The sequence below is a fragment of the Pseudomonas sp. TWR1-1-3 genome (assembly GCF_049896805.1).
Lineage (GTDB): Bacteria > Pseudomonadota > Gammaproteobacteria > Pseudomonadales > Pseudomonadaceae > Aquipseudomonas > Aquipseudomonas bubulae.
Genome location: NZ_JAFCUZ010000001.1, coordinates 380,287 through 406,915, shown reverse-complemented (window position 1 = coordinate 406,915; position 26,629 = coordinate 380,287). Strand labels below are relative to the sequence as shown.

At 60.2% G+C, this 26,629-nt stretch carries 23 protein-coding genes and 3 tRNA genes; 4 read left to right on the top strand and 22 right to left on the bottom strand.

What is annotated here, in order from left to right; genetic code table 11:
• Positions 1 to 54: 54 nt before the first annotated feature.
• Positions 55 to 2,091 carry an FAD-dependent oxidoreductase gene (locus tag ACP7BE_RS01835; protein ID WP_426104442.1) on the bottom strand — a complete coding sequence of 679 codons (2,037 nt, stop codon included), beginning with the start codon at positions 2,089 to 2,091 and terminating at the stop codon, positions 55 to 57.
• Between the two features lie 210 nt (positions 2,092 to 2,301).
• On the opposite strand from ACP7BE_RS01835, the gene ACP7BE_RS01830 reads away from it, so the two are divergent.
• Both ACP7BE_RS01830 and ACP7BE_RS01825 read left to right on the top strand, forming a co-directional pair.
• Entirely contained in the window at positions 2,302 to 3,432 is a 1,131-nt protein-coding gene (locus tag ACP7BE_RS01830) for a carbon-nitrogen hydrolase family protein (RefSeq protein WP_095025746.1), read from the top strand.
• Between the two features lie 4 nt (positions 3,433 to 3,436).
• Positions 3,437 to 4,477, top strand: coding sequence for an AraC family transcriptional regulator (locus tag ACP7BE_RS01825; protein WP_095019774.1), 1,041 nt, complete (start codon positions 3,437 to 3,439; stop codon positions 4,475 to 4,477).
• Positions 4,478 to 4,490: 13 nt separating this feature from the next.
• On the opposite strand, the gene ACP7BE_RS01820 is transcribed toward ACP7BE_RS01825, so the two are convergent.
• The 21 genes from ACP7BE_RS01820 to leuC all read right to left on the bottom strand — a co-directional run bounded on the left by ACP7BE_RS01820 (position 4,491) and on the right by leuC (position 24,349).
• Entirely contained in the window at positions 4,491 to 4,676 is a 186-nt protein-coding gene (locus tag ACP7BE_RS01820) for a hypothetical protein (protein ID WP_130871641.1), read from the bottom strand.
• Positions 4,677 to 4,714: 38 nt separating this feature from the next.
• Positions 4,715 to 5,554 carry a DUF2242 domain-containing protein gene (locus ACP7BE_RS01815; protein WP_095000608.1) on the bottom strand — a complete coding sequence of 280 codons (840 nt, stop codon included), beginning with the start codon at positions 5,552 to 5,554 and terminating at the stop codon, positions 4,715 to 4,717.
• Between the two features lie 296 nt (positions 5,555 to 5,850).
• Positions 5,851 to 5,927, bottom strand: a tRNA-Asp gene (locus tag ACP7BE_RS01810).
• A 102-nt stretch (positions 5,928 to 6,029) separates the two neighbouring features.
• Positions 6,030 to 6,106, bottom strand: a tRNA-Asp gene (locus tag ACP7BE_RS01805).
• A gap of 55 nt (positions 6,107 to 6,161) precedes the next feature.
• Positions 6,162 to 6,237 (bottom strand) — tRNA-Val (locus ACP7BE_RS01800).
• A 97-nt stretch (positions 6,238 to 6,334) separates the two neighbouring features.
• A complete protein-coding gene (locus tag ACP7BE_RS01795; protein ID WP_186348361.1) occupies positions 6,335 to 7,102 on the bottom strand; it encodes an SDR family oxidoreductase in 768 nt (255 codons plus the stop codon).
• Positions 7,103 to 7,110: 8 nt separating this feature from the next.
• Positions 7,111 to 8,322 (bottom strand): O-succinylhomoserine sulfhydrylase, encoded by a 1,212-nt coding sequence (locus ACP7BE_RS01790; RefSeq protein WP_095036728.1) that lies wholly within the window; start codon positions 8,320 to 8,322, stop codon positions 7,111 to 7,113.
• 72 nt (positions 8,323 to 8,394) lie between these two features.
• Positions 8,395 to 9,900 (bottom strand): amidophosphoribosyltransferase, encoded by a 1,506-nt coding sequence (gene purF, locus ACP7BE_RS01785; protein WP_095002444.1) that lies wholly within the window; start codon positions 9,898 to 9,900, stop codon positions 8,395 to 8,397.
• Positions 9,901 to 9,941: 41 nt separating this feature from the next.
• Complete coding sequence (locus ACP7BE_RS01780) at positions 9,942 to 10,499, bottom strand: CvpA family protein (RefSeq protein WP_095002443.1); 558 nt, start codon at positions 10,497 to 10,499, stop codon at positions 9,942 to 9,944.
• 106 nt (positions 10,500 to 10,605) lie between these two features.
• Complete coding sequence (locus ACP7BE_RS01775; protein ID WP_095002442.1) at positions 10,606 to 11,232, bottom strand: SPOR domain-containing protein; 627 nt, start codon at positions 11,230 to 11,232, stop codon at positions 10,606 to 10,608.
• Positions 11,216 to 12,523 carry a bifunctional tetrahydrofolate synthase/dihydrofolate synthase gene (folC, locus tag ACP7BE_RS01770; RefSeq protein ID WP_150628109.1) on the bottom strand — a complete coding sequence of 436 codons (1,308 nt, stop codon included), beginning with the start codon at positions 12,521 to 12,523 and terminating at the stop codon, positions 11,216 to 11,218. The genes ACP7BE_RS01775 and folC overlap by 17 nt, the downstream gene beginning before the upstream one ends.
• Positions 12,520 to 13,440 (bottom strand): acetyl-CoA carboxylase, carboxyltransferase subunit beta, encoded by a 921-nt coding sequence (gene accD, locus ACP7BE_RS01765; protein ID WP_095002440.1) that lies wholly within the window; start codon positions 13,438 to 13,440, stop codon positions 12,520 to 12,522. The genes folC and accD overlap by 4 nt, the downstream gene beginning before the upstream one ends.
• Before the next feature lie 268 nt (positions 13,441 to 13,708).
• The gene (locus tag ACP7BE_RS01760) at positions 13,709 to 14,332 is read right to left on the bottom strand and encodes a phosphoribosylanthranilate isomerase (protein ID WP_095021363.1); all 624 of its coding nucleotides are present in this window, start codon (positions 14,330 to 14,332) and stop codon (positions 13,709 to 13,711) included.
• 56 nt (positions 14,333 to 14,388) lie between these two features.
• Complete coding sequence (gene truA, locus ACP7BE_RS01755; protein ID WP_095002438.1) at positions 14,389 to 15,213, bottom strand: tRNA pseudouridine(38-40) synthase TruA; 825 nt, start codon at positions 15,211 to 15,213, stop codon at positions 14,389 to 14,391.
• A gap of 252 nt (positions 15,214 to 15,465) precedes the next feature.
• Positions 15,466 to 17,826: a FimV/HubP family polar landmark protein gene (locus tag ACP7BE_RS01750; RefSeq protein ID WP_426104436.1), complete on the bottom strand. Its 2,361-nt coding sequence runs from the start codon at positions 17,824 to 17,826 to the stop codon at positions 15,466 to 15,468.
• Positions 17,827 to 17,887: 61 nt separating this feature from the next.
• Complete coding sequence (locus ACP7BE_RS01745; RefSeq protein ID WP_426104434.1) at positions 17,888 to 18,898, bottom strand: aspartate-semialdehyde dehydrogenase; 1,011 nt, start codon at positions 18,896 to 18,898, stop codon at positions 17,888 to 17,890.
• Between the two features lie 166 nt (positions 18,899 to 19,064).
• Positions 19,065 to 20,177, bottom strand: coding sequence for an aspartate-semialdehyde dehydrogenase (gene asd / locus ACP7BE_RS01740; protein WP_095002435.1), 1,113 nt, complete (start codon positions 20,175 to 20,177; stop codon positions 19,065 to 19,067).
• Positions 20,178 to 20,245: 68 nt separating this feature from the next.
• The gene (gene leuB / locus ACP7BE_RS01735; protein ID WP_095002434.1) at positions 20,246 to 21,328 is read right to left on the bottom strand and encodes a 3-isopropylmalate dehydrogenase; all 1,083 of its coding nucleotides are present in this window, start codon (positions 21,326 to 21,328) and stop codon (positions 20,246 to 20,248) included.
• Positions 21,329 to 21,384: 56 nt separating this feature from the next.
• Positions 21,385 to 22,152: a class I SAM-dependent methyltransferase gene (locus ACP7BE_RS01730; protein ID WP_426104432.1), complete on the bottom strand. Its 768-nt coding sequence runs from the start codon at positions 22,150 to 22,152 to the stop codon at positions 21,385 to 21,387.
• A gap of 122 nt (positions 22,153 to 22,274) precedes the next feature.
• Entirely contained in the window at positions 22,275 to 22,919 is a 645-nt protein-coding gene (gene leuD / locus ACP7BE_RS01725; protein ID WP_095024499.1) for a 3-isopropylmalate dehydratase small subunit, read from the bottom strand.
• The gene (gene leuC, locus ACP7BE_RS01720; protein WP_095002431.1) at positions 22,916 to 24,349 is read right to left on the bottom strand and encodes a 3-isopropylmalate dehydratase large subunit; all 1,434 of its coding nucleotides are present in this window, start codon (positions 24,347 to 24,349) and stop codon (positions 22,916 to 22,918) included. Before leuC ends, leuD begins: the two co-directional genes overlap by 4 nt.
• A 133-nt stretch (positions 24,350 to 24,482) precedes the next feature.
• Between leuC and ACP7BE_RS01715 the strand changes: the two genes are divergently transcribed.
• Together ACP7BE_RS01715 and ACP7BE_RS01710 are read left to right on the top strand one after the other, a co-directional pair.
• Complete coding sequence (locus ACP7BE_RS01715) at positions 24,483 to 25,397, top strand: LysR family transcriptional regulator (protein WP_095002430.1); 915 nt, start codon at positions 24,483 to 24,485, stop codon at positions 25,395 to 25,397.
• Positions 25,398 to 25,441: 44 nt separating this feature from the next.
• Complete coding sequence (locus ACP7BE_RS01710) at positions 25,442 to 26,623, top strand: acetyl-CoA C-acyltransferase family protein (RefSeq protein WP_426104429.1); 1,182 nt, start codon at positions 25,442 to 25,444, stop codon at positions 26,621 to 26,623.
• The last annotated feature ends 6 nt before the right edge of the window (positions 26,624 to 26,629 follow it).

Below are 26,629 nucleotides of genomic sequence, written 5' to 3'. Positions count from 1 at the left end.
AACGCCACAAATCAGTCCCCTCTCCCTCCGGGAGAGGGTTAGGGTGAGGGCGCTTTACAACTGCGCCGCCAATCTCGACCCCTGGTCAATCGCACGCTTGGCATCCAGTTCCGCCGCCACATCGGCACCGCCGATCAAATGCACGCTCTGCCCCGCTGCAACCAGGCCATCCTGCAACTCACGCAACGGATCCTGCCCCGCGCAAATCACAATATTGTCTACAGGCAATACCTGCGGCTCGCCCTCGCCAATACGCACATGCAAACCGGCATCGTCGATGCTCAGGTATTCCACGCTGTTGAGCATCTGCACCTGCTTGTTTTTCAGCCCGGCGCGATGGATCCAGCCAGTGGTCTTGCCCAGCCCGTCACCCACCTTGCTGGCCTTGCGTTGCAGCAAGTACACCTGACGCGCCGGGGCATGCACCTGAGGCTTGATCCCGGCCACACCGCCGCGAGCCTCAAGCTCGGTGTCGATGCCCCACTCTTTCCAGAACGCTTCACGGTCCTGGCTGGTAGCCCCCCCCTGGTGCACCAGAAACTCCGACACGTCAAAACCAATACCGCCCGCGCCAATCACTGCAACCTTACCGCCCACCGGCTTGCGCTCCAGGATCACGTCCAGATAGCTCAGAACCTTGGGGTGGTCGATACCCGGGATCGCCGGCGTGCGCGGTGCGATGCCGGTGGCCAGGATGATTTCGTCAAATTTGCCTTCGACCAGTTGCTGCACATCCACCCGGGTGTTCAGGCACACCTCGACACCGGTGGTTTGCAGTTTGCGCTTGAAGTAACGCAGGGTTTCAAAGAACTCTTCCTTGCCCGGTATGCGCTTGGCCACATTGAACTGCCCGCCAATCTCGCTGGCTGCGTCAAACAGCACCACTTCATGCCCGCGCTCAGCCGCCACGCTAGCCGCAGACAGCCCGGCCGGGCCGGCACCGACCACGGCGATTTTTTTCACCGCGATGGTCGGCAAATAATTGAGTTCGGTTTCGTGGCAGGCTCGGGGATTGACCAGGCAACTGGTCAGCTTGCCGCCGAAGGTGTGGTCCAGGCAGGCCTGGTTGCAGCCGATGCAGGTGTTGATCTCATCACTGCGCCCGGCAGCCGCCTTGTTGACGAACTCCGGATCAGCCAGGAACGGCCGCGCCATCGACACCATATCGGCATCGCCTTCGGCAAGGATCTGCTCGGCGATTTCCGGGGTGTTGATGCGGTTGGTGGTGATCAGCGGCACACTCACCGAACCGCGCAGCTTGGCGGTGACTTTGCTGAACGCCGCACGGGGCACTTTGGTGGCGATGGTCGGGATGCGCGCTTCATGCCAGCCTATACCGGTGTTGATCAGGGTCGCACCGGCCGATTCGACCGCCTTGGCCAGTTGCACGATCTCTTCCCAGACGCTGCCGCCTGCCACCAGATCGAGCATCGACAGACGATAGATAATGATGAAATTCGGGCCAACGGCTTCGCGCACGCGACGCACGATTTCCACGGGCAGGCGCATGCGGTTCTCGTAGCTGCCACCCCAACGGTCAGTACGCTGATTGGTGTGCGCCGCCAGGAACTGGTTAATCAGGTAACCCTCGGACCCCATGATTTCGACACCGTCATACCCGGCACTCTGGGCCAGCCTGGCGCAGGTCACGAAGTCGCCGATCTGCTTTTCGATGCCCTCTTCATCCAGCTCCCTGGGTTTGAACGGGTTGATCGGCGCCTGGATCGCACTCGGCGCGACCTGGCGCGGGCTGTAGGCATAACGCCCGGCGTGGAGGATCTGCAGGCAGATCTTGCCGCCGGCATCGTGTACTGCGCGGGTCACAACCACATGCTTTTCGGCCTCTTCCACCGTACTCAGCTTGGCTGCACCGCTGTACACCCCACCCTCGTCGTTGGGCGCAATGCCGCCCGTGACGATCAGGCCCACGCCACCGCGGGCACGCTCGGCAAAGTAGGCGGCCATGCGTTCAAAGCCACCGGGCTTTTCTTCCAGGCCGGTGTGCATCGAGCCCATCAGGCTGCGGTTGCGCAAAGTGGTAAAACCCAGATCCAGCGGGGCGAGCAAGTGCGGGTAGCGAGTGGCGGTCATCAGTAGGCTCCACAACGGGCGAAATCACGGAACGCGGGATGCTCTGCGGCTCCCGTCGTTGATCTGAGGCACAGTAAAGACTCAACCGACCCCACTCAATGACCCAAAGTTACAAATTATTAACCCAAATGCGCAGCACCCCTTGGCAAGCCAACAACCGCCGCCTACCCTGTAGATTGAATTCCGCTGAAAGCTGTCTGTTTTATTTATATGCGCAAAATAATTGGCTGCACCTTACTGATTGCCCTCTTCGCTGCTGCAGGCGGTTATGCCTGGTGGACCACGCAACGGGATGTTGGCCACTACCTTTCTGACTTGCGCATCGAGCTCGCGATTAACGAGGGTGTGAATAATGATCGCGGCAACCTGCTGGGCATCGAGCCCGACCTGTCACCCCGCGACTACCAAAGCCTGGCGCTGGTCCATCTGAAACTGGCGGCCTACTTGAACAGCGCCCGCGATGCCGGGCTGATCAACGGCAAAACCGTAGTGGTACTGCCGGAACATATCGGTTCCTGGTTGATGTTTCGCGGTGAAAAAAACCAGCTGTATCAAGCCGCCAACCTCAATCAAGCGATGCACTGGCTGGCCATCAGCAACCCGCTGGCCTTTGCCAATGCATGGTTGCGCGCTGACGGCGAAAGCCGGGTCAACGATGCTCATCTGCGCATGAAAGCCAACAGCATGGCCGACGATTACCAGACCCTGTTTGGCGGCCTGGCCAAAGAGTTCGGGGTAACCCTGGTGGCCGGCAGCATCGCCTTGCCCGACCCGCGCATTGAACACGGCAAACTGCTGGTCGGCACCGGCGCGTTATACAACAGCAGCGTGGTGTTTGACCGCGAGGGTGCCGCCATCGGCACTCCGCAGCGCCAATTGCTGCCCACCTATGAAGAACAGAGCTATATCCAGCCCAGCCCCGATCATGAGCTGAATGTGGTCGACACCCCGGCCGGGCGCCTGGGCATCCTGATCGGCAGCGACAGCTGGTACCCCGAGAACTACCGCACGCTGAACGAAAAAGGCGCGCAACTGATCGCAGTGCCCGCGTTTATCGTCGGTAAAACCACTTGGGACAAGCCCTGGGGCGGTTACAAAAGCGTGTCGACGCCCAGTGAAATCAGCCTCAAGCCCGGCGAAGTCACTGAGGGCGATGCCTGGCATCGCCTGACCTTCACCAGCAGCCTGCCCATCAGCACCGCCAACGCTGGCGTCACCGTGTTCTTGCGCGGCAAGTTCTGGGACAAGCACAGCACCGGCCAGGGCTTTATCAGCCGCAACGGCCAGACCAGCCCGGACCAGCCTGGCAGCGGTGCACGACTGCTGAACCTCTGGTTATAGAGTGATGAAACCACTGCCGATGCGCCTGGGCGATCTATCGGTCGGGTTCGTTCAGTCCCTGGCCGACGCCGTGCGCAGTTGCGGCCACGACCCGGCCCCCCTGCTCGACCAGTTCGGCCTTGACCCGGCCCGTCTGGCCCAGCCTCTGGCACGCCTGTCGATCCCGCGCTATATGCGCCTGGGCCACGCCGCAATTATGCTGACCGGCGAGCCGGCACTGGGCCTGCGTATGGGCCAACTCAGCCGTCTGGGCCAGGTGGGCCTGGCCGGCGTCACCGCAGCCCAGGCACCCACAGTGCGCGAAGCGGCCCGCACCCTGATACGTTTCGAACCCTTGTACGGCTCCAACTACCGCGGGCAGTCAAGCCTGCACGAAGACGCCCAGGGTGCCTGGCTGCGGTTTTACTCCATCAGCCCGTACAACGCCTATAACCGCTTTGTGGTGGACTCGATCATTGCCGGCTGGTTGCAGCACCTGTCCGCGGTTGCAGCCCGGCCCTTGAGCTGCGAGCAGATCGATATCGAATTCAGCGAACCGGATTACGCCCAATGCTACAACGGGCTGGGCAGCTCGACCCTGCAGTTTCGTGCAGAAACCAACCAGCTGCGCCTCAATCACGCCACCCTCGACCTGCGCAACCCGCAGCACTGCCCCAGCACCTGGGCCTACCTGCTGCAACTGTGTGAGCGCGAACTGGAGCAAATGACCCGCACCCGCAGCCTGCGCGAGCGCATTACGCAACTGCTGGGGCCTTTGCTCAATGGCGGTCGCGAACCCGACCTGGAGGAAGTGGCGGCACGCCTGAAGCTGCCGACCTGGACCTTGCGCCGCAAGCTGGCCGAAGAAGGCACGCAATTTCGCGCCATTCTCAACGACACACGCCGCGACCTCGCCATGACCTATATCCGTGATACGGAGCTGGCCTTCGGCGAAATCGCTTATTTATTGGGGTTTGCCTCAGCCGAGGCGTTTCAGCGGGCCTTCAAGCGCTGGAATGCGCAGACGCCGGGAGAATACCGACGGCGTCAGCGCCAGACTGCCTGATGCTGCACCGGGCTCAAAGCTCGGTCGCATCGTCGGCAGGTTCCAGCGGGTCCAGTTCAAAAGCCTGGTATTCAAGCAGCTCTTCCTGATAGTCGTCCATACAGCATCCCTTTTCAGTCTGTTTGTTTAAGTCATGCCTGAGCATAAAGTGCCCGCATGAAGGAAAAATGACACCTTCGCGGGCACTGTCAATACTCATCGTTAAACGTAGCAGAGCTTTTGAGATTTACTGCACAGTTATTGAACGGGGGAAGGCTCTACGGCGGCAGGTACGGGGGTGATGGCAGGCTCGGTCACAGGCTCGACCACAGGCGTGACTGGTGCCACCACTGCAGGTACCGTTACCGGGGCTTCCAGCACAGGTAGAACAGGTTCGGCTGCGGCCGGGGGCAGCAGCACAGGCTCGCTGGCAGGCGCCACAACTGGCTCGGGCACAATAACCGGCTGGGGTGCAGGCACAATCACTTCAGTCGGCACTGGCGCAGGCTCAGGCACGCCCAGATCAGGCTTGGCTTTTTGCGGCGCCTTTACCGCTTTCACGACTTCCTTGGGCTTGGGCAGGAACACTTCGACCAGGCCAAAAAAACGGTCATAGAACTGCGCCGAAGACACCGTCTCGCTGGCGACTTTGACCATCGAATCATCGGTTGAACCAATCGGCATCGACACCGAACCCAGCACACCGACACCCAGACTGGCAGAGTTGTTGACTTTCTTCAGGGCGTAACGGTCCTGCAGCGCATTGGCAAACATGGTGGCGTGATGCTCAGAACCGCCATCGTCGGCACACACAATGTTGAAGCTGATCTCCAGATGGCTTTCGCCGGTTTGCTGGAAGCTCTTGTGGCCGCTGATCATTTTCGGGTCATTGCTGGTGATGATATAGCCCTGGCTAAGCAAGGCGCGCCGCGCTGATTCGCAGGCTGTCTTGTCGGTCACCGGGTAATTGCGCGAGAACGTACCGGAGTCATCGAAGTTTTCATGTTCATAGATGGCAGTTTTCTTCGACGAGCAACCTGCCAGGCCAGTCAGCACGAGAGCGACTACCACGGCACGCACGGGAAATGACATAAGCATTGAAAATCCTGAAGAGAACGGTACGGGGCGTATTGTGCATCAAGTGGTGATAATCGCGGGCAGTTTGTCGCGTCTGATCGTGGATCGCGGCCTGAAACCGCATTCGACCCCACTGTGGGAGCGAGCCTGCTCGCGAAGGCGCCAAGAGCTTCGCGGTTATCCGGCAAGTCCGGCATCTTCGCGAGCAGGCTCGCTCCCACAGTGGCTGGGTCCGTACAAAATCCCGGGCACAAAAAAAGCGACCCTGGGGTCGCTTTTTTTGTAGCTTCAGGGAGTTCAAGGCCCTGAAGCAAATATGGCGCAGCGGACGGGACTCGAACCCGCGACCCCCGGCGTGACAGGCCGGTATTCTAACCGACTGAACTACCGCTGCGTATCGCTCGGACTTGCGTCCGTTTGAAACTTTTAAAACCTGTGACTGAAGAGCTTCGGTGCTTTTCAATCGCAAACCAGGCGAACCTGATTTGTACAAATATGGCGCAGCGGACGGGACTCGAACCCGCGACCCCCGGCGTGACAGGCCGGTATTCTAACCGACTGAACTACCGCTGCGCGTCGGTGGCAGCTCCTTTCGGAACGACCTTTCTCTTGCGAGAATCTCAAGAAGTGGTGGGTGATGACGGGATCGAACCGCCGACCCTCTGCTTGTAAGGCAGATGCTCTCCCAGCTGAGCTAATCACCCTTTGCTTCGTTGAGGCCGCGAAATTTACGCACCTATCGAAGCTAAGTCAAGGACAAGATTGGTTTTTTTCAAAACAAGCAAAAATAGTGGCCTGGCCTTAATCGCCATAGATCATCTTCTTGCTCATGCCGCCATCCACCACAAACTCCTGACCCGTGACAAAACCGGAGTTGCGCGACAACAACCAGGCAACCATCGCGGCAACGTCCTCCACAACCCCTGCCCTGCCAGCAGGGTGCTGAGCGTGATCGGCGTCCGTCAACGGCGCTGCACGCCTTACAGATGGATCACGGGCGTCGATCCAGCCCGGGCTGACAGCATTGACCCTGATTTGCGGGCCAAGGCTGATGGCCAGCGCATGGGTCAATGCCAGCAACCCGCCCTTGCTTGCCACGTAAGCCTCGGTATCAGGCTCCGACTGGCGCGCACGGGTGGAAGCCAGGTTGACGATCGCCCCGCAATGGGCACGCAGATACGGCGCACAATGCTTGGCCAACAGCATCGGCCCGGTGAGATTGACCGCCAGCACGCGGTTCCAGTGCTCCAGGTCGAGGTTTTCCAGAGGCGTGTTGTGCGGGTCCGCAATCGCGGCGTTGCACACCAGCCCGTCCAGCCGTCCGAACTGCCCCAGCACTTGCGCGACACACTGGATGACATCGTCTTCAACCGACACATCCATGCGCACAAACCAGGCACTGTCGCCCAGCGCCTTGGCCACTTTTGTGCCCCGGGCGCGGTCAATGTCGCTGAGCACCACTTGCCAGCCTTCACTGACCAGCCAGGCTGCAATGCCCAGGCCAATGCCCCGCGCAGCACCGGTGACCAGTGCTACACGGCCATTGCCGCTTACCGGCGCCTCGAGCATCCAGTCGGTCACAGCGCGGCCAGGCCTCGTGCGAGGTCGGCTTGCAGGTCACTGACATCTTCCAGGCCTACGGCGATGCGGATCAGGCTGTCACGAATACCGGCCGCTTCACGCTCTTGCGGTGCCAGGCGACCATGGGAAGTGGTCGCCGGATGAGTAATCGTGGTTTTGCTGTCACCCAGGTTGGCAGTGATCGAGATCAGACGTGTCGCGTCGATAAAGCGCCACGCGCCTTCTTTGCCGCCCTTGACCTCAAAACTGACCACGGCACCAAAGCCGCGCTGCTGGCGCTGGGCCAATTCGTACTGTGGATGGCTCTTGAGACCGGCGTAGTGAACCTTCTCTACGCCATCCTGCTGCTCCAGCCACTCGGCCAGGGCCTGGGCACTGGCGCAGTGAGCGCGCATGCGCAGGTTGAGGGTCTCCAGACCCTTGAGGAAGATCCACGCGTTGAACGGGCTCAGAGTCGGCCCGGCGGTACGCAGGAAACCGACGATTTCTTTCATCAGCTCGCCACGACCGGCCACTACCCCACCCATGCAACGACCCTGGCCATCGATGAACTTGGTTGCCGAATGCACCACGATGTCTGCACCCAGCTTCAGCGGCTGTTGCAAGGCTGGCGTGCAAAAGCAGTTGTCGACCACCAGCAAGGCACCCTTGGCGTGGGCGATTTCAGCCAGCGCGGCGATATCGACCAGCTCGGCCAGCGGGTTGGACGGCGACTCGACAAACAGCAGCTTGGTGTTGGGCTTGATCGCCGCGTCCCAGCCAGCCAGTTCGGCCAACGGCACGTAATCGACCTGCACGCCAAAGCGCTTGAAGTACTTCTCAAACAGGCTGATGGTCGAACCGAACACACTGCGCGAGACCAGGATATGGTCGCCGGCGCTGCACAGGCTCATCACCACCGACAGAATGGCTGCCATGCCCGTCGCCGTGGCTACAGCCTGCTCGGCACCTTCAAGGGCGGCGATGCGCTCTTCGAAAGCACGAACGGTGGGGTTGGTGTAACGCGAATAAACATTGCCTGCCACCTCGCCCGAGAACCGCGCTGCCGCGTCTGCCGCCGTGCGGAACACGTAGCTGGAGGTCAGGAACATTGCATCACCGTGCTCACCTTCCGGCGTACGGTGCTGGCCAGCACGCACCGCCAGGGTGTCGAACGCTACGCCCTCAAGGTCGCTGTCCAGCCGACCCGCATCCCAATCCTGACTCATGCTGCCCACTCCTTGCTCTACTTTGTATTGGATAAACGCAAACCGGCCCATCAGGGCCGGTTTGGTGAACACTTAGTTGTTGTACAAGCCTATCGTCGCACCGACGCCCTGGGCAATCACCTTGGAAGCATCGTTGCGCGCACGCTCGATTCGCTCCAGGTAGTTGTCGTCAATATCGCCGGTGACGTACTTGCCGTCAAACACTGCACAGTCGAACGCATCGATCTTGATCTTGCCACCACCGACCGCGTCGATCAGGTCAGGCAGATCCTGATAGATCAGCCAGTCGGCGCCGATCAGCTCAGCCACTTCCTGGGTGCTGCGGTTATGGGCGATCAGTTCGTGAGCGCTTGGCATGTCGATGCCATACACGTTCGGGTAACGAACCGCCGGGGCCGCCGAGCAGAAGTAAACGTTCTTGGCGCCGGCTTCGCGGGCCATCTGAATGATCTGCTTGCAGGTGGTACCGCGCACGATCGAGTCATCCACCAGCATCACGTTCTTGCCGCGGAACTCGAGTTCGATGGCGTTGAGCTTCTGGCGCACGGATTTTTTACGTGCAGCCTGGCCCGGCATGATGAAGGTACGACCGATGTAACGGTTTTTCACGAAGCCTTCGCGGAACTTGACGCCCAGGTGGTTGGCCAGTTCCAGCGCAGCGCAGCGGCTGGTGTCCGGAATCGGGATCACCACGTCGATATCGTGCTCAGGACGCTCACGCAGGATCTTCTCGGCGAGTTTCTCGCCCATGCGCAGACGGGCCTTGTACACCGACACACCGTCGATGATCGAGTCCGGGCGCGCCAGATACACGTGTTCGAAGATGCACGGGGTCAGTTTCGGGTTTACCGCGCACTGACGGGTGTGCAGCTTGCCGTCTTCAGTGATGTAAACCGCTTCACCCGGCGCCAGATCGCGGATCAGGGTAAAGCCCAGTACATCCAGGGAAACGCTCTCGGAGGCGATCATGTACTCGACGCCTTCGTCGGTATGACGCTGACCGAAGACAATCGGACGAATGCCGTTCGGGTCGCGGAAACCGACGATACCGTAACCGGTGATCATCGCAACCACGGCGTAACCACCACGGCAACGGTTGTGCACGTCAGTCACGGCAGCAAACACGTCTTCTTCAGTCGGCTGTAATTTGCCGCGCTGCGCCAGTTCGTGAGCGAAAACGTTAAGCAACACTTCCGAATCGGAGTTGGTGTTGACGTGACGCAAATCAGATTCGTAAATCTCCTTGGCCAGCTGTTCAACGTTGGTCAGGTTGCCGTTATGCGCCAGGGTGATGCCATACGGCGAGTTGACATAAAACGGCTGGGCTTCAGCTGAAGTCGAGCTGCCAGCGGTTGGATAGCGCACGTGGCCAATGCCCACGTTGCCGACCAGGCGCTGCATATGACGCTGATGAAAGACGTCACGAACCAGCCCGTTGTCCTTGCGCAGAAATAACCGGCCATTATGGCTGGTCACAATACCGGCAGCATCCTGGCCGCGGTGCTGGAGGACGGTTAGCGCGTCATACAGCGCCTGATTGACGTTCGACTTACCGACGATACCGACGATGCCACACATGCGACGCAACCCCTACTTAATGGATCTGAACTGAACACCACTCACTTGGGCTGGGTAGCCGGCAAGAGATGCTCCTTGAACGGAATGTCAGCGGGTACGCTGATTCCGCTGGCCAGCCACTGACTGCTCCACCCCAGAATGAGGTTTTTGGACCAGTCGGCAACCAATAGAAATTGTGGCACGAGCCGTGACTCCTGCCACCATGAGTCCTGCTGTACCGGCCCCAGGCTCAACAGCCCGACCGCAGTGACCACCAGTAATGCGCCACGCGCAGCACCGAAGGCCATGCCGAGAAAACGATCGGTCCCGGACAGGCCGGTGACGCGAATCAGTTCGCCGATAAGAAAATTGATCATTGCGCCTACCAGCAAGGTGGCCACAAACATGATGGTGCACCCTGCGATAACGCGGGCGGAAGGTGTTTCGATGTATCCGGAGAGGTATTGCGACAGCGAACCGCCGAACATCCAGGCAACGACCCCGGCAATGATCCAGGTGCACAGCGACAATGCTTCTTTTACGAAGCCGCGCTTCAAGCTGATCAAAGCGGAGATGGCGATGATTGCAACGATCGCCCAGTCAACCCAGGTAAATGGCACAGTTCAGCCTACGGATAGATGAGGCGGCGCATTTTAGCAGAGCGCCGCCGCTCAGGTAAGGCGATTTATCCGTGCTTGTGCAATCAGATTGAACCTTTTTACGCTGTCAGCCACGTTCAGGCTGGAAGCGCACCACAAAACCCTTGAGGTTTTGCTGCTTGCCAAGCAAATCGCGCAGGCGATCGGCCTCTGCACGCTCAAGCAATGGGCCGACAAAAACCCGGTTCATTCCGCCGGAAGATCGCACATAAGCGTTATAGCCTTGATTGCGAAGGGTTTTTTGCAGGTTATCAGCACTGGCCCGATTGGACAGGCTCACCAGTTGCACCGACCAGCTGATTGGCAAGCCATTGGGGTCGACACGCTTTTGCGTGGTGTCCAGCTTGGCCGGTGCCTGGGCAACGGTTTGCGCCGGCGTGACAGCCGGCGGCTTGGGCGCAGCCACTGCAGGCTTTGCCACGACCGGTGCGACCGGGGCTGGCGCCTGCTGCTCGACAACCGGCTGCTCAACCGGAGCCGGTTCCTCAGGGATCACCTGAGGCTCAGGCACGGCAACCGGCTCGACCTTGACCTGCGGCATTACCGGCATCTCAGGGGCGCTCGGTGCATCCACCTCAATCTGACGCAGTTCGTCCTGTCGGGAGAACAGCATCGGCAGAAAAATAACCGCCAGCGCCACCAGCACCAGGGCACCCACCATCCTTTGTTTGTACGCCTTATCCAGCAAAGCCATTTGCAGCCTCCTGCGCGGCACGCCGCTCCAACCACTCGAGCGCTTCGGCAACACAATAAAATGATCCGAACAACAGGATTTCGTCGTCAGTCGTGGCCCGTTCGCACTGTGCCTCAAGCGCTTGCTCCACGCTGGCATAAGCCGAAACAGCCGCCCCAAAACCCTGCAGCGCGGCCTCGACTTCAGCGCCCGGGCGCGTGCGCGGGGTATCCAGCGGCGCAACAGCCCAATGCGCGACCGAGCCCGTCAGTTGTGACACTACGCCATCCAGGTCCTTGTCGGCCAGCAAACCGAACACCGCCAGGCGCTTGCCTGCCACCGGCCGCTGCGCCAGGCGCCGCGCCAGATACTCGGCGGCATGGGGGTTGTGCCCTACATCCAGCAGTATATGCAAGGGCTTGCCCTTCCAGCTGAACTGGCGACGATCCAGGCGCCCCGTGATGCGAGTACCTGCCAGCGCCGCGACAATGCGCTCCGGCTGCCAGGGCAGATCGGTCAACGCATAGGCCTGCACGGCCAGCGCCGCGTTTTCCATCGGCAGATCCAGCAGCGGAATATCGCGCAGCTCGATCAATTGCCCCCGGGCATCCAGACCACGCCAATGCCAGACCTGATCGGTACTGGCCAGATCAAAGTCACGACCGCGCAGAAACAGCGGGCAACCCAGCTCTGCAGCCTTGTCGAGCAATGTATGCGGCGGGTTCAGATCGCCACACAGGGCCGGCTTGCCGGCACGGAAAATCCCGGCCTTTTCAAAACCCACGGATTCGCGGGTGTTGCCCAGATACTCAATATGATCGACACCGATACTGGTCACCAGCGCCAGGTCGGCATCCACCAGATTGACCGCATCCAGGCGCCCGCCCAGGCCGACTTCCAGCACCACGGCATCCAGCTGGGCACGCTCGAACAACCAGAAGGCTGCCAGCGTACCCATTTCAAAATATGTAAGGGATGTCTCGCCGCGCCCTGCATCCAGGGCCGCAAAGGCCTCGCAAAGCAGCTCGTCCGAGACTTCAACACCCTCAATTTGTACGCGCTCGTTATAGCGCAGCAGGTGGGGCGAACTGTAAACCCCCACCTTGAGCCCTTGCGCCTGCAGCAACGAAGCCACAAACGCACAGGTCGAGCCCTTGCCATTGGTACCCGTCACCGTCACCACCCGAGGCGCAGGCTTTTGCAGCCCCAAGCGGTTCGTTACCTCGCGTGCGCGATCCAGGCCCATATCGATGGCCGATGGATGCAACTGCTCAAGATAGGCGAGCCACTCGCCAAGGGTGCGCTGGATCATAGGTTTGCAGGTGCCGGCGGAACAACGATGGTTTCAACAGGCGCAGCCACGAACACCGGTGTCGGCAAGCCCATCATTTGCGCCAGCAGGTTGCCCAGGCGCGGACGCAGCTCCTGACGTGCAACGATCAGGTCGATGGCGCCGTGCTCCAGCAGGAACTCGCTGCGCTGGAAACCTTCCGGCAGTTTTTCGCGAACGGTCTGCTCGATAACACGCGGGCCGGCAAAACCGATCAGCGCCTTAGGCTCAGCCACGATCACGTCACCCAGCATCGCCAGGCTGGCCGAAACACCGCCGTATACCGGGTCGGTCAGTACCGAGATGAAAGGGATGCCTTCTTCACGCAGACGCGCCAGTACCGCCGAGGTCTTGGCCATTTGCATCAGGGAGATCAGGGCTTCCTGCATCCGCGCACCGCCCGAGGCTGCGAAGCAGATCATCGGGCAGCGGTGTTCAAGGGCGTAATTGGCCGCACGCACGAAGCGTTCGCCAACAATGGCACCCATAGAGCCACCCATGAAGGAGAACTCGAAGGCCGATACCACCACCGGCATGCCCAGCAAGGTACCGCTCATGGAGATCAGGGCGTCTTTTTCGCCGGTCTGCTTTTGCGCGCCGACCAGACGGTCCTTGTACTTCTTGCTGTCACGGAACTTGAGACGGTCAACCGGCTCCAGGTCTGCACCCAGTTCGGCACGGCCGTCGGCGTCCAGGAAGATATCGATGCGGGCGCGGGCGCCGATACGCATGTGGTGATTGCATTTCGGGCAAACGTCCAGGGTCTTTTCCAGCTCCGGACGATAAAGCACAGCGTCGCAGGACGGGCATTTGTGCCACAGGCCTTCAGGTACCGAGCTCTTTTTGACCTCGGAACGCATGATCGAAGGAATCAGCTTGTCTACCAACCAGTTGCTCATGCTTTCTTTCTCCAGTACCGGTGGCCAGAACAGTTCAGTTCAGGCCCCGTGTATGCCCTTGAGCTAAATTAATCAGGTGTGTGGCGATAATTGCCGGAACCGCGGTCCGCACTCGGCAAACCAGCAAAACCCTGCAACCCTCAGCCTTACCGACAGCACGCACCAGAGCGGCCGCCACTTAAATTTCTGCCCGTCTTCTCACCGGGCCCGCCTGCTTCGCAGAGCGGTATTGATGGACGGCGGCAGAGTGCCAGCCGTCACATCCGCATCAGTTTGCCGTGCGCACTGCCCGCATAAAGGCACGAATCCTGTCGTGATCCTTGATGCCCTTGCTCTTTTCAACGCCGCCACTGACATCCACGGCGTAGGGCTGCACCCGGGCGATGGCGTCTGCGACGTTGTCGGGCGTCAGGCCGCCGGCCAGGATAATCGGCTTGTGCAAACCCTGAGGTATCAAAGACCAGTCAAATGCCTGACCAGTTCCACCCGGTACACCTTCAACATAGGCATCGAGCAAAATACCGCTGGCCCCTGCATAGGCCTTGCAGGCACCGGCGATGTCATCACCGGCCTTGACCCGCAACGCCTTGATATAAGGACGGTGATAGCCTTCGCACTGCTCCGGGGTTTCATCGCCATGAAACTGCAGCAGATCCAGCGGCACGGCATCCAGGGTTTCGTTCAGCTCACAGGCGCTGGCATTGACGAACAACCCCACCGAAGTCACGAAAGGCGGCAAGGCGGCAATAATGGCCCGCGCCTGCGCGGCCGTGACTGACCGCGGGCTCTTGGCGTAGAACACGAAGCCTATGGCGTCAGCCCCGGCCTCGACCGCAGCCAGTGCATCTTCTATGCGGGTAATACCGCAGATCTTGCTGCGAACAACGGACATCTCGATAACACCCCGAACGCGAAAGCCCCGGATGGTAACAAATGCTTATCCGGGCGTCAGCCGTCCAGGCCGCTAAAACCGGTCAAGAAATGTGGACCAATGTAACGTTCCGGCAACTGGAACTCGTCGCGGTATTCCACTTGCACCAGATACAGGCCGTAGGGATGGGCCGTCACACCGCCCGAGCGCCGCTCGCGGCTCTCCAGCACTTCCTTGATCCACTCCACCGGCCGCTCGCCCGTGCCGATAGTCATCAGCACCCCGGCGATATTGCGCACCATATGGTGCAGAAAGGCACTGGCACGAATATCCAGCACAATCATGTTGCCGTGACGGGTCACGCGCAGATGGTGCATTTCCTTGATCGGGGATTTGGCCTGGCACTGTCCGGCGCGAAAGGCACTGAAATCATGCACGCCCAACAGGTGTCGAGCTGCCTCGGCCATACGCTCGACATCCAGCGGGCGGTGGTTCCAGGTGATTTCCTGATTCAGATGGGCAGGCCGGATCTGATCGTTGTAGATCACATAGCGATAGCGCCGGGCGATGGCCTTGAAGCGGGCATGGAAGTGCGCGGGCATGACCTGGGCCCAGGTGACGCTGATGTCATGGGGCAAATTGATATTGGCGCCCATGACCCAGGCTTTCAGGGAGCGCTCGGCTCGGGTGTCAAAATGCACCACCTGCCCGCAGGCATGCACACCGGCATCCGTACGCCCGGCGCACATCAGGGAGACCGGTGAGGCGGCCACTTTGGACAGGGCGTTTTCCAGGGTTTCCTGGACGGTCAGCACACCATTGGCCTGGCGCTGCCAGCCGCTGTAGCGCGAACCTTTGTATTCCACCCCAAGGGCGATTCGGTAAAAACCTTCCGCGGCCATTTCAGCGGCCGGGTTATCTATATTTGCCAAGGACTTGCAGCCTGCTCATAAACGCAAAGGCGGCCATTATAGGGCGCACCCGGCAAGACGCCATGAAACATTTCACCGGAACGTCAGACAAACCAGGCTTCGTAGCAGCTGCCAAAGGACATTTCAACTGTGGGAGCGAGCCAGCTCGCGAAGGTCGTTCGCGAGCTGGCTCGCTCCCACAGGGAGGGTTGACCGGCAAAAGAATATCTAAAGGAGTTTCACTCAGGTCAGGCGTGCCATCATTTCCAGGGCTTCGGCCTGCTGCTGTGGATTACCCTCCTCCATGACCTCGGTCAGAATATCCCGCGCACCTTCGTCGTCACCCATATCGATATAGGCCTGGGCCAGATCGAGTTTGGTGGCCGTTTCATCGGCGCCCGAGAGGAAGTCGAATTCCGGTTCATCATCGGCAAAGGGCTGTTCCAGCGATGATTGCTCAAGGCTTTGCGACAGGCGATGCAACTCGGCATTGACCTTGTCCAGCTCAAGGGCAAAGCTGTCCGCCGCCACAGCGGGTGGAGCGCTTTCTTCAGCCAGGGACAGGTCAAAGTCCGCCGGCAGGTCCAGATCAAAGTCCGACGCCCCTTCGTGAGCTGCCTGAACCTGAGCCTGCTGTTCAAGCACCGCTTCGAAACTGTCTGCCGCCGGCTTGTCGAGCCCTGCAGGTTCTGGCGTCACCACCGCAGGGGAAGCCGCTTCCAGTTCATCAAGGCTCAGATCAAAATCGTGATCGAACGCTGCAGGTGCAGGTGCAGCAGGCTCCGGCTGAGGTTCGACCTCGCGATCGTCGCGCATCATGTCCTGGACAAATTGCGCTTGCAGCTGGGTGGCCACCGCTGCGGTAGCAATGCCGGCCGCTGCCGCCACCGCCATGCCAGGATAACGATTTTTGAGCTGCTCGACCTGAGCGTGATTCTTGCCATTGGCTACCAGTTGGCGCTCTTGAGCGATAAAAGCGTCACGATCACCCAGCTCGGCGTAAACCCGCATCAACTCAAGACGCAAATCACTGCGCTGAGGCTCCCGATCGATCGCAGCCTTGAGCAATACAACGGCCTCGCTCAACTGACGCTGCTCAATCAACCGCTCGGCCTGATCCAGCACATCAGCCGCAGGCTTGGCCAGGGTAACCGGCGCGACCACCGGAGCTACTGCCTCCACGACCGGTGCAGGTGCAGGTGCAGGTGCAGGTGCAGGATCGATACTGCGCGACGGCGTTTCAAGCCCCTCAAAACTGCTTTGCGGCAGATCCAGATCGGCTGCAAACCCGGACTCATTTTCAAGATCCCGAGCCATTCGCGCATGCTTTTGCGCTTCTTGCAGCGCCTTGCGCCGACGCACGAGCAACAACAGCAAGAGCAGCAACAAGACCGCCCCGCCGCCGACAAGCCCCAGTAATAGCGGGCTGTTCAGCAGGTCCTGAATGTTTCGCTCATGGCCTTGCGTCGCCCCGGTGTCCTCAGGACTTGGTGCCACTGCAGTGGCCGGTGCACCTTCGATTGCCGGCGCAATATCGGCTTCAGGCGCATCAGCGGCCTGCACGCCGGCCAACGCAACTGCCGGGTCGACAGGCGCACCTTTGCCGGCCTCAAGCCTGGCCAGTTGATCGTTCTTCAATTCAATCAAACGCTGCAGCTTGTCCAACTGGCTTTGCAGGTCTTTCATCCGGTCTTGCAGCTCGGCATTTTCACGACGGCTGCTGTCCAGACCTTCCTGAGTCATCGCCAGCTGGTCAGCCAGTTTTTTCGCATCCCCGGCAGCACCCTTGCCTGCCTGAGCGGAAACCAGACTCAAGGCATCCTGATGCACAACCTTGGCGGCAGGCGCCGGCACAGGCTTGCGACCGGTTGCATCGAGTTGCTGGGCCAACGGTACGGTGCGACGGCCACTGCGCCAGTCGGCATTTTGCGACGCCACTTCGTTGATGGCCCTGGCCTGGGGCAATTGCACACTTTGCGAGGCATCTGGCAGGCGCAGCACCTGGCCGGTTTTAAGCCGGTTGATATTGCCGTTGATAAACGCATCAGGGTTCAGGGCCTGAATCGCCAGCATGGTCTGCTGCACCGAGCCGCCGTTGCGCGCCTTGGCGGCGATCTCCCACAGTGTGTCACGGGACGTGGTGGTGTACTGCACGGGCGCAGCAGGCGCAGACGTTGATGCCGCCGACGCGGCCTGCGGCGAGAATCGGGCGGGATCGAGCAACACGCTGTAGTCGCGCATCAAGCGGCCGTTGGGCCACATCACCTGCACCAGGAAGTTCACAAAAGGTTCGGACAGCGGCTGGCTGGAGGTGACGCGCAATACGCTCTTGCCATCGGCGTTGATGATCGGGGTAAAGCGCAAATCATCCAGAAACGCCGGGCGCGGAACTCCGGCCTTGCTGAACTCCTGTTCGGGGGCAAGGCTTGGCACCACTTGCGCAGCAGTCAGGTCCTTGACATCGAGCAGCTCGATTTCTGCCAGCAGCGGCTGGTTCTGCGCCGACTTGAGCGTCAGCTCCCCAAGCTCAAGCGCCTGCGCCATACCGGATGACAGCGCCGAAGCGGCAGCGATTGCCAACACCAATTTGCGAACCTGAACCATAGCCTCTTCCTTATTGGTACAGGCCTCGTCCCACGAGACCTGTATAGCAGCCAAGTATCTTTTACAGTTGGTCTTTTATCAACAACTCAGCCAACTGCACGGCGTTCAATGCGCCACCCTTGCGTACGTTATCTGACGTCAGCCACAGATTAAGTTCAGATGTGTCGTCCACACCGTGACGCACTCGACCGACATACACCACATCCTGACCTACGGCATCGCCAACAGCAGTCGGGTAGTCACCGGTTTCCACCAGCTCGATACCCTCACCTGCCTCGAGGGCGGCATTGACTTCAACCAGATCCACCGGCCCGGCCAGTTGCAGGGACACGCTGAAGCTGTCACCAAAAAATACCGGCACTTGCACACTGCTGGCCGATACCTTCAGCGTAGGCATAGCCAGAACTTCGCGCAGCTCATTGACCAAACGTTTTTCCAGCGGCACATGGCCCTGTGCGTCCGGCGTGCCGACCTGGGCCAGGACGTTGAAGGCCATCTGACGATCAAAGAAGCTGGTTTCCAGCGGATGCAGGTTCAGCAGCGCGGTGGTTTGGCGTGCCAGCTCCGAGACCGCTTCACGACCTTGAGCGGAAACTGCCATGCAGGCCGTCACATTGACCCGCTGAATTTCCAGCACTCTTAGCAAAGGCGCCAGCACCACGGCCAGTGCGGTGGCCGAAGGACTCGGGCTGCTGACTTGCAGTGGCTTTTTCAAGGTTGCCAGCACCTGCGCGTTGGCTTCAGGTACCACCTGCGGCGCCTGTGCAGACGGCAAAGCGCCGGACAGGTCGACCACCATGCAGCCGGCTGCACTGGCTTTGGCAGCAAAACTCAAGGTCACGGCAGGGCCTGCGGCAAAGAATGCCAGCTGTACGCTGCTGAAATCGAACGTGTCGACATCGCGCACCCTGACGTTTTTACCGCGAAAAGGCACCGAATGCCCGTCAGATTCACTGCTGGCCAGCAAGTGCAACTTGCCAACCGGAAAATCACGCTCTTCGAGCATTTGTACGATGGTTTCGCCGACAGTGCCGGTGGCGCCAACGACGGCGATATCAAAGGACTGGTTCATGTATCTACCTCAGGCGAAACGTGGGGAGCGGCACTGTACCGGGCACAACCCCGACAGGCAACGCGCCCGGCCTATTTGATGGATGATGACAACTCGTAGCAGCTGATCATCCAATAAAAAGCCCGCGCCTCTTGCGAGACGCGGGCTTGAACCTGCCAGAGGCGAATTAACGCTCCAGCAAAATCCGCAGCATGCGGCGCAGCGGTTCTGCCGCGCCCCACAGCAACTGGTCGCCCACGGTAAAGGCACCGAGGAACTGCGAACCCATGTTCAGCTTGCGCAGACGGCCAACCGGTACATTCAGGGTGCCGGTAACCTTGGTCGGGCTCAGTTCCTGGATGCTGGCTTCACGCTGGTTTGGCACCAGCTTGACCCAGGGGTTGTGCTGGCTGATCAAACCTTCGATATCGGCGATAGGCACATCTTTGTTCAGCTTGATGGTCAAGGCCTGGCTGTGGCAACGCATCGCACCGATACGTACGCAGATACCGTCCACCGGAACCGGGTTCTTGAAGCGACCCAGGATCTTGTTGGTTTCTGCCTGCGCTTTCCACTCTTCACGGCTTTGACCGTTCGGCAGCTCTTTGTCGATCCACGGGATCAGGCTGCCGGCCAATGGCACACCGAAGTTTTCGGTCGGGTAGGCATCGCTGCGCATGGCCTCGGCCACACGACGGTCGATATCCAGAATCGCGCTGGCCGGGTCGGCCAGTTGATCGGCGACCGCCGCATGAGTGGTGCCCATCTGCTTGATCAGCTCGCGCATGTTCTGCGCACCGGCGCCCGAGGCCGCCTGGTAGGTCATGGCGCTCATCCACTCTACCAGACCGGCTTCGAACAGACCGCCCAGACCCATCAGCATCAGGCTGACAGTGCAGTTGCCGCCGATATAGTTTTTGGTGCCGGCATCCAGCTGCTGGTCGATGACCTTGCGGTTGACCGGGTCCAGAATAATGACCGCATCATCCTGCATGCGCAGGGTCGACGCTGCATCGATCCAGTAACCTTGCCAGCCCGCCTCACGCAGCTTGGGGAACACCTCGCTGGTGTAGTCGCCGCCCTGGCAGGTCAGGATTACATCGAGGGTTTTCAGCTCTTCAATGTTGTAAGCATCCTTGAGCGGGGCAATATCCTTGCCCACGGACGGACCTTGTCCACCGACATTGGAAGTGGTGAAAAACACCGGTTCGATCAGATCGAAATCCTGCTCTTCCAGCATCCGCTGCATGAGCACGGAACCAACCATACCGCGCCAACCGACCAGACCTACACGTTTCATCGCAACTACACCTTTAACAAAAAGTGGGGTCGTTACTTCCACCAACAGGAAGTAACGGGCCCGAGAGATTACAGATTCTGCAGCGCCGCGACTACTGCATTGCCCATTTCCTGTGTTCCGACCCGGGTGCAACCCGTCGACCAGATATCACCGGTACGCAAACCCTGGTCCAGAACCAGGCTTACGGCCTGCTCGATGGCATCGGCAGCAGCGGTCTGGTTGAAGCTGTAACGCAGCATCATCGACACCGACAAAATGGTCGCCAGCGGGTTGGCAATGCCCTGCCCCGCGATGTCCGGCGCCGAACCGTGGCAAGGCTCGTACATGCCCTTGTTGTGGGTGTCCAGGGATGCCGATGGCAGCATGCCGATAGAGCCGGTGAGCATCGAAGCCTGGTCGGACAGGATGTCACCGAACATGTTTTCGGTGACGATCACGTCAAATTGCTTGGGTGCGCGCACCAGTTGCATGGCCGCGTTGTCGACGTACATATGGCTCAGCTCGACGTCCGGGTAGTCCTTGGCCACTTGCTCGACCACTTCACGCCACAGCTGGCTGGACGCCAGCACGTTGGCCTTGTCCACCGAGCAGAGCTTTTTACCACGCACGCGGGCCATGTCAAAACCGACGCGGGCAATGCGGCGGATTTCGCTTTCGCTGTACGGCAGGGTGTCATAAGCCTGACGCTCACCGTTTTCCAGCTCGCGGGTGCCACGGGGGGCGCCGAAGTAGATACCACCGGTCAATTCGCGAACGATGAGGATATCCAGTCCGGAAACGATTTCCGGCTTGAGGCTCGATGCATCAGCCAGTTGCGGGTACAGGATTGCCGGGCGCAGGTTGCCGAACAGGCCCAGTTGCGCACGGATTTTCAGCAGGCCGCGCTCGGGGCGAATGTCGCGCTCGATCTTGTCCCATTTCGGGCCACCCACGGCGCCCAGCAAGACAGCGTCGGCCGCACGGGCGCGCTCAAGGGTCTCGTCGGCCAACGGTACGCCATGCTTGTCGATGGCTGCGCCGCCGATCAGGTCGTGGGTCAGCTCCAGGCCCAGGTTGAACTTGTCACTGGCCAGCTCCAGCACCTTGACCGCTTCGGCCATGATTTCCGGACCAATACCGTCGCCAGGGAGAATCAGAATCTGCTTGCTCATGGGTTCCTCTTTCTTGTCTGTTGATGCCCCCGCAGGCGCACCCGGAAATATTCAGGTTACTTCTCGGCCCACAGCACCAGCACATCGGCGCTGAACGAACCATCGGCTTCAATTTCAAAATAATCGCGTACTTCGGCGCCCATCGACTGCTGCAACTGGCGGATGGCCGCGCTCATGACCTGTGGCGTACGCATGCGCTCGATCCAGGAGCTGAACTCTAAACGCAAACGCTGACGCTGTGTGCTGCGCACGTGCAAACCGGCTTCACTGACCTGACGCAGCCATTCGGCGCTCGAATAATCGCGCACATGGCTGGTGTCGCGCAGCACTTCGACACTTTGCAGGTAGGTGTCGAACAACGGGCTGCCGGGTGAGATCACATCGATAAATGCCGCTACGCCACCCGGCTTGAGCACCCGGCGCACTTCGCGCAGGGCCACGCCCAGATCGCTCCAGTGATGGGCCGAGTAACGGCTGAGCACATAGTCGAATTCGCCATCGGCAAACGGCAAACGTTCTGCCGCGCCGCAAACGGTGCTGATATTGCCCAGCCCGCGATCGCTGGCGGCAGCACTGACCACATCCAGCATTTGTTGCGACAGGTCGTAGGCCACCACGTCCTTGACCAGTGCAGCCACATGAAAGCTTACATGGCCCGCGCCACACCCCAGGTCCAGCACCCGCGCCTGCTGTTTGTCAGCCAGCTCGGCCTTGAGCAGACCGAACTCGGTGCCTTGCGCATGTACGGCGCTGCTCAGATAGGCCGACGCCTGTTCGCCGAACTGCTTTTGTACTACCTGGGTGTGCTGGGCGGTACTGGTCATTAAAACTTCCTTTTAGCGTCAAGACTTGGGTTGTCCACACTGCCGTCATCGCGGGCAAGCCCGGCTCCCACATTTGAAATGCATTCCCCTGTGGGAGCCGGGCTTGCCCGCGATGAGGCCATTCAAGCGTCGCGAAACAACCACGGCTGGCTCGCACGGTGCTTGCTTTCAAACGCGGCAATTGCATCGCCGTCCTGCAAGGTCAGGCCGATATCGTCCAGGCCGTTGAGCAGGCAATGCTTGCGAAACGCATCGATTTCAAAGCCCAGCACCTTGCCATCCGGGCGGGTCACGGTTTGCGCCTCGAGGTCGATCTTGAGCTGGTAACCCGGCGCGGCTTCAACCTGGGCAAACAGCTCATCGACTTCGGCGTCGCTCAGGATGATCGGCAACAAACCGTTCTTGAAGCTGTTATTGAAGAAGATATCGGCGTAGCTCGGCGCGATGATGCTGCGAAAACCGTACTCTTCCAGCGCCCACGGCGCGTGCTCACGGCTGGAGCCGCAACCGAAGTTTTCCCGGGCCAGCAACACACTGGCGCCTTGGTAACGCTCGGCGTTAAGCACAAAATCCTTGTTCAGCGGGCGCTTGGAGTTGTCCTGGTAGGGCTGGCCCACATCCAGATAACGCCACTCGTCAAACAGGTTAGGGCCAAAGCCGGTACGCTTGATCGACTTCAGGAATTGCTTGGGAATGATCTGGTCGGTATCGACGTTGGCACGATCCAAAGGCGCGACCAAACCGGTGTGCTGAGTAAAAGCCTTCATGCTGCGCTCCCCTGGATCAATTCACGGACATCAATAAAACGACCATTCACGGCGGCGGCAGCGGCCATGGCCGGGCTGACCAGGTGAGTACGGCCACCGGCGCCCTGACGGCCTTCAAAGTTGCGGTTGGAGGTCGAAGCACAATGCTCGCCCGACTCAAGGCGGTCCGGGTTCATCGCCAGGCACATCGAACAACCCGGCTCACGCCATTCAAAACCGGCCTCGATAAAGATCTTGTCCAGACCTTCAGCCTCGGCCTGGGCTTTAACCAGACCCGAGCCCGGCACCACAATCGCCTGTTTGATGGTGGACGCCACCTTGCGCCCCTTGGCAATTACTGCCGCAGCACGCAAGTCTTCGATCCGCGAGTTGGTGCACGAGCCGATAAATACGCGATCGAGCTGGATATCGGTGATCGCCTGGTTGGCGGTCAGGCCCATGTACTTCAATGCACGTTCGATCGAGCCACGCTTGACCAGGTCGGCTTCCTGTGCCGGATCCGGCACGTTCTGATCAACCGCCAGGACCATCTCGGGCGAAGTGCCCCAGCTGACTTGCGGCTTGATCTGCGTAGCGTCCAGTTCAACCACGGTGTCGAACTGCGCATCGCTGTCGGACACCAGGTCTTTCCAGGCTTCGACCGCCAGGTCCCATTCAGCGCCTTTAGGCGAAAACGGACGGCCCTTTACATAATCGACAGTTTTCTGATCGGCGGCCACCAGGCCTACACGGGCACCGGCTTCGATGGACATGTTGCAGATGGTCATGCGGCCTTCGACGGACAAGTCACGAATCGCGCTGCCGGCGAATTCGATGGCATGACCATTGCCGCCCGCGGTGCCGATCTTGCCGATCACGGCCAGTACGATGTCCTTGGCGGTTACGCCGAACGGCAATTGCCCTTCGACCGACACCAGCATGTTCTTCATTTTTTTGGCGACAAGGCACTGGGTGGCGAGCACATGCTCGACCTCGGAAGTGCCGATACCGTGGGCCAATGCACCGAAGGCGCCGTGAGTCGAGGTGTGCGAGTCACCGCAGACCACGGTCATGCCCGGCAAGGTCGCGCCCTGCTCCGGGCCGATCACATGAACGATGCCCTGACGCACGTCGTTCATCTTGAATTCGGTAATGCCGTATTCGTCACAGTTGTCATCCAGGGTTTGCACCTGCAGACGGGAAACCTGATCGGCAATCGCTTCGATCCCGCCTTTACGCTCCGGCGTGGTCGGTACGTTGTGGTCCGGGGTGGCGATGTTGGCATCGATACGCCAAGGCTTGCGCCCGGCCAATCGCAGGCCTTCAAAGGCTTGCGGCGAGGTCACTTCGTGAATGATGTGACGGTCGATGTAGATCAGCGCCGAGCCATCGTCACGCTGCTTGACCAAATGCGAATCCCAGAGCTTGTCGTAGAGCGTTTTGCCGGCCATCAGACGGTTTCCTCATCAGCTACTTTTCTGTGCCAATAACCACTTGGCTTGTGAGGTCGATCCTATGGGGTTACAGTGAATAACTCAAATTCATAATTTTTATGCTTTGGATAACCAACAGGAATTCGAATAGATGGATCTCGCGAATCTCAATGCGTTTATTGCAATTGCTGAAACCGGCAGTTTTTCCGGGGCCGCCGAACGGCTGTTCCTGACCCAGCCAGCCATCAGCAAACGCATTGCCAGCATCGAGCAGCAACTCAAGCTCAGGCTGTTCGACCGGCTGGGCCGTGAGGTCAGCCTCACCGAAGCCGGCCGGGCCTTGCTGCCGCGCGCTTACCAGATCCTCAACGTACTGGATGACACGCGCCGGGCACTCAACAACCTCAATGGCGAAGTCAGCGGGCGCCTGACCCTGGCTACCAGCCATCATATCGGTCTGCACCGCCTGCCACCTTTACTGCGCGAGTTCACCCGCACTTACCCCAAGGTCGCGCTGGATATTCAGTTTCTCGATTCAGAAGTGGCCTACGACGAGATTCTGCATGGCCGCGCAGAACTGGCTGTGATCACCCTCGCGCCGGAGCCCCATTCGCTGATTCGCGCGGTACCGGTCTGGGATGACCCGCTGGATTTCGTGGTGGCCCCGGAGCACCGCCTGACCCGGCAAAAAGCCGTAAGCATGGCCGATATTGCACGCCATCCAGCGGTGTTCCCCGGCGGTAATACCTTTACCCATCATATTGTCCATCGCCTGTTTGAAGCCCAGGGCCTGACGCCCAACATCGCCATGAGCACCAATTACCTGGAGACCATCAAGATGATGGTGTCCATCGGCCTGGCCTGGAGCGTGTTGCCGCGCACCATGCTGGATGAGCAGGTGGCATCGATTGCCCTGCCCGGCATCCAGCTGACCCGCCAGCTGGGGTATATCCTGCATACCGAACGCACCTTGTCCAATGCGGCCCATGCCTTTATGACCCTGCTCGATGCCCAGGTAGATGCCCTGCCCGCACAAACGGACGACGCCCAAACCGTACACCGGTGAAATAATCCCGCGCATTTGGCCCGATAAAACAATAAGGACCCGCCATGCAAACTCCTGAAATTTTCATCCTCAGCGCCCGGCGCACGGCCATCGGCACTTTTGGCGGCTCGCTCAAGGACGTGCCCCTGGCCGAGCTGGCCAGCACTGCGGTCAAGGCCGCGTTGCACAGCAGCCAGGTCGACCCCGGGCGCATCGGTCATGTGGTGATGGGCAACGTGATTCCCACCGAGCCCCAGGATGCCTATCTGGCGCGGGTTGCGGCGATCAATGCCGGGATCCCCAAGGAAACCCCGGCCTACAACGTCAACCGCCTGTGCGGTTCGGGCTTGCAGGCGATCATTTCTGCCGCCCATACCCTGATGCTCGGCGACGCCGACTTCGCCATTGGCGCCGGGGCCGAAGCCATGAGCCGCGGCCCCTACCTGATGCCCGCCGCCCGCTGGGGTGCGCGCATGGGCGATACGCCAATGCTCGACTACATGCTGGGTATTTTGCACGACCCGTTCCACGGCATTCATATGGGTGTAACGGCCGAGAATATCGCCCAACGCAACAGCATCAGCCGCCAGGCCCAGGACGCTCTGGCGCTTGAAGACCAGCAACGCGCCGCCCGGGCTATCGAGCAAGGTTACTTCGACAGCCAGATCGCCACCGTCGAGGTACGCAGCCGCAAAGGCAGTGTGATGTTCAGCCAGGACGAGCACCCGCGGGCCACTACCCTGGAGCAGCTGGCGCTGATGAAACCGGCCTTCAAGAAAGACGGCAGCGTGACTGCAGGCAATGCATCGGGGCTCAATGATGGGGCGGCGGCGCTGGTGCTGGCCAGTGGCGCGGCAGTACTGGCGGGCAATCTTGCGCCGATGGCGCGGCTGGTGGCCTACGCCCATGCAGGGGTTGAACCCGAGCTGATGGGGTTGGGGCCGATACCGGCAACGCGGCTGGCATTGAAGCGGGCTGGCTTGAAGATCGGTGACATGGACGTGATCGAAGCCAACATTGCCTTCGCCGCCCAGGCGTGTGCCGTGATGCAGGAACTGGATATGGACCCGGCCAGGGTCAACCCCAATGGTTCGGGCATCGCCCTGGGCCACCCGGTGGGGGCCACGGGCGCGATCATCGCGACCAAGTCCATCCATGAGCTGCATCGGACACAGGGTCGTTATGCCCTGGCGACCATGTGCATTGGCGGCGGCCAGGGCATAGCGGTGATTTTCGAGCGGGTGTGAAACACG

Bases quoted from the DNA above. Each gene is read 5' to 3' on its own strand.
- leuD (WP_095024499.1), bottom strand. From the start codon at position 22,919: ATGAAGGCTTTTACTCAGCACACCGGTTTGGTCGCGCCTTTGGATCGT.
- ACP7BE_RS01815 (WP_095000608.1), bottom strand. From the start codon at position 5,554: ATGCTTATGTCATTTCCCGTGCGTGCCGTGGTAGTCGCTCTCGTGCTG.
- ACP7BE_RS01730 (WP_426104432.1), bottom strand. From the start codon at position 22,152: ATGACCAGTACCGCCCAGCACACCCAGGTAGTACAAAAGCAGTTCGGC.
- ACP7BE_RS01710 (WP_426104429.1), top strand. From the start codon at position 25,442: ATGCAAACTCCTGAAATTTTCATCCTCAGCGCCCGGCGCACGGCCATC.
- ACP7BE_RS01745 (WP_426104434.1), bottom strand. From the start codon at position 18,898: ATGAACCAGTCCTTTGATATCGCCGTCGTTGGCGCCACCGGCACTGTC.
- folC (WP_150628109.1), bottom strand. From the start codon at position 12,523: ATGATCCAGCGCACCCTTGGCGAGTGGCTCGCCTATCTTGAGCAGTTG.
- ACP7BE_RS01750 (WP_426104436.1), bottom strand. From the start codon at position 17,826: ATGGTTCAGGTTCGCAAATTGGTGTTGGCAATCGCTGCCGCTTCGGCG.
- ACP7BE_RS01835 (WP_426104442.1), bottom strand. From the start codon at position 2,091: ATGACCGCCACTCGCTACCCGCACTTGCTCGCCCCGCTGGATCTGGGT.
- ACP7BE_RS01825 (WP_095019774.1), top strand. From the start codon at position 3,437: ATGAAACCACTGCCGATGCGCCTGGGCGATCTATCGGTCGGGTTCGTT.
- ACP7BE_RS01760 (WP_095021363.1), bottom strand. From the start codon at position 14,332: ATGTCCGTTGTTCGCAGCAAGATCTGCGGTATTACCCGCATAGAAGAT.
- ACP7BE_RS01715 (WP_095002430.1), top strand. From the start codon at position 24,483: ATGGATCTCGCGAATCTCAATGCGTTTATTGCAATTGCTGAAACCGGC.
- ACP7BE_RS01830 (WP_095025746.1), top strand. From the start codon at position 2,302: ATGCGCAAAATAATTGGCTGCACCTTACTGATTGCCCTCTTCGCTGCT.
- truA (WP_095002438.1), bottom strand. From the start codon at position 15,213: ATGGCCGCGGAAGGTTTTTACCGAATCGCCCTTGGGGTGGAATACAAA.
- ACP7BE_RS01820 (WP_130871641.1), bottom strand. From the start codon at position 4,676: ATGAGTATTGACAGTGCCCGCGAAGGTGTCATTTTTCCTTCATGCGGG.
- leuC (WP_095002431.1), bottom strand. From the start codon at position 24,349: ATGGCCGGCAAAACGCTCTACGACAAGCTCTGGGATTCGCATTTGGTC.
- accD (WP_095002440.1), bottom strand. From the start codon at position 13,440: ATGAGCAACTGGTTGGTAGACAAGCTGATTCCTTCGATCATGCGTTCC.
- ACP7BE_RS01775 (WP_095002442.1), bottom strand. From the start codon at position 11,232: ATGGCTTTGCTGGATAAGGCGTACAAACAAAGGATGGTGGGTGCCCTG.
- purF (WP_095002444.1), bottom strand. From the start codon at position 9,900: ATGTGTGGCATCGTCGGTATCGTCGGTAAGTCGAACGTCAATCAGGCG.
- ACP7BE_RS01795 (WP_186348361.1), bottom strand. From the start codon at position 7,102: ATGCTCGAGGCGCCGGTAAGCGGCAATGGCCGTGTAGCACTGGTCACC.
- asd (WP_095002435.1), bottom strand. From the start codon at position 20,177: ATGAAACGTGTAGGTCTGGTCGGTTGGCGCGGTATGGTTGGTTCCGTG.
- ACP7BE_RS01790 (WP_095036728.1), bottom strand. From the start codon at position 8,322: ATGAGTCAGGATTGGGATGCGGGTCGGCTGGACAGCGACCTTGAGGGC.
- leuB (WP_095002434.1), bottom strand. From the start codon at position 21,328: ATGAGCAAGCAGATTCTGATTCTCCCTGGCGACGGTATTGGTCCGGAA.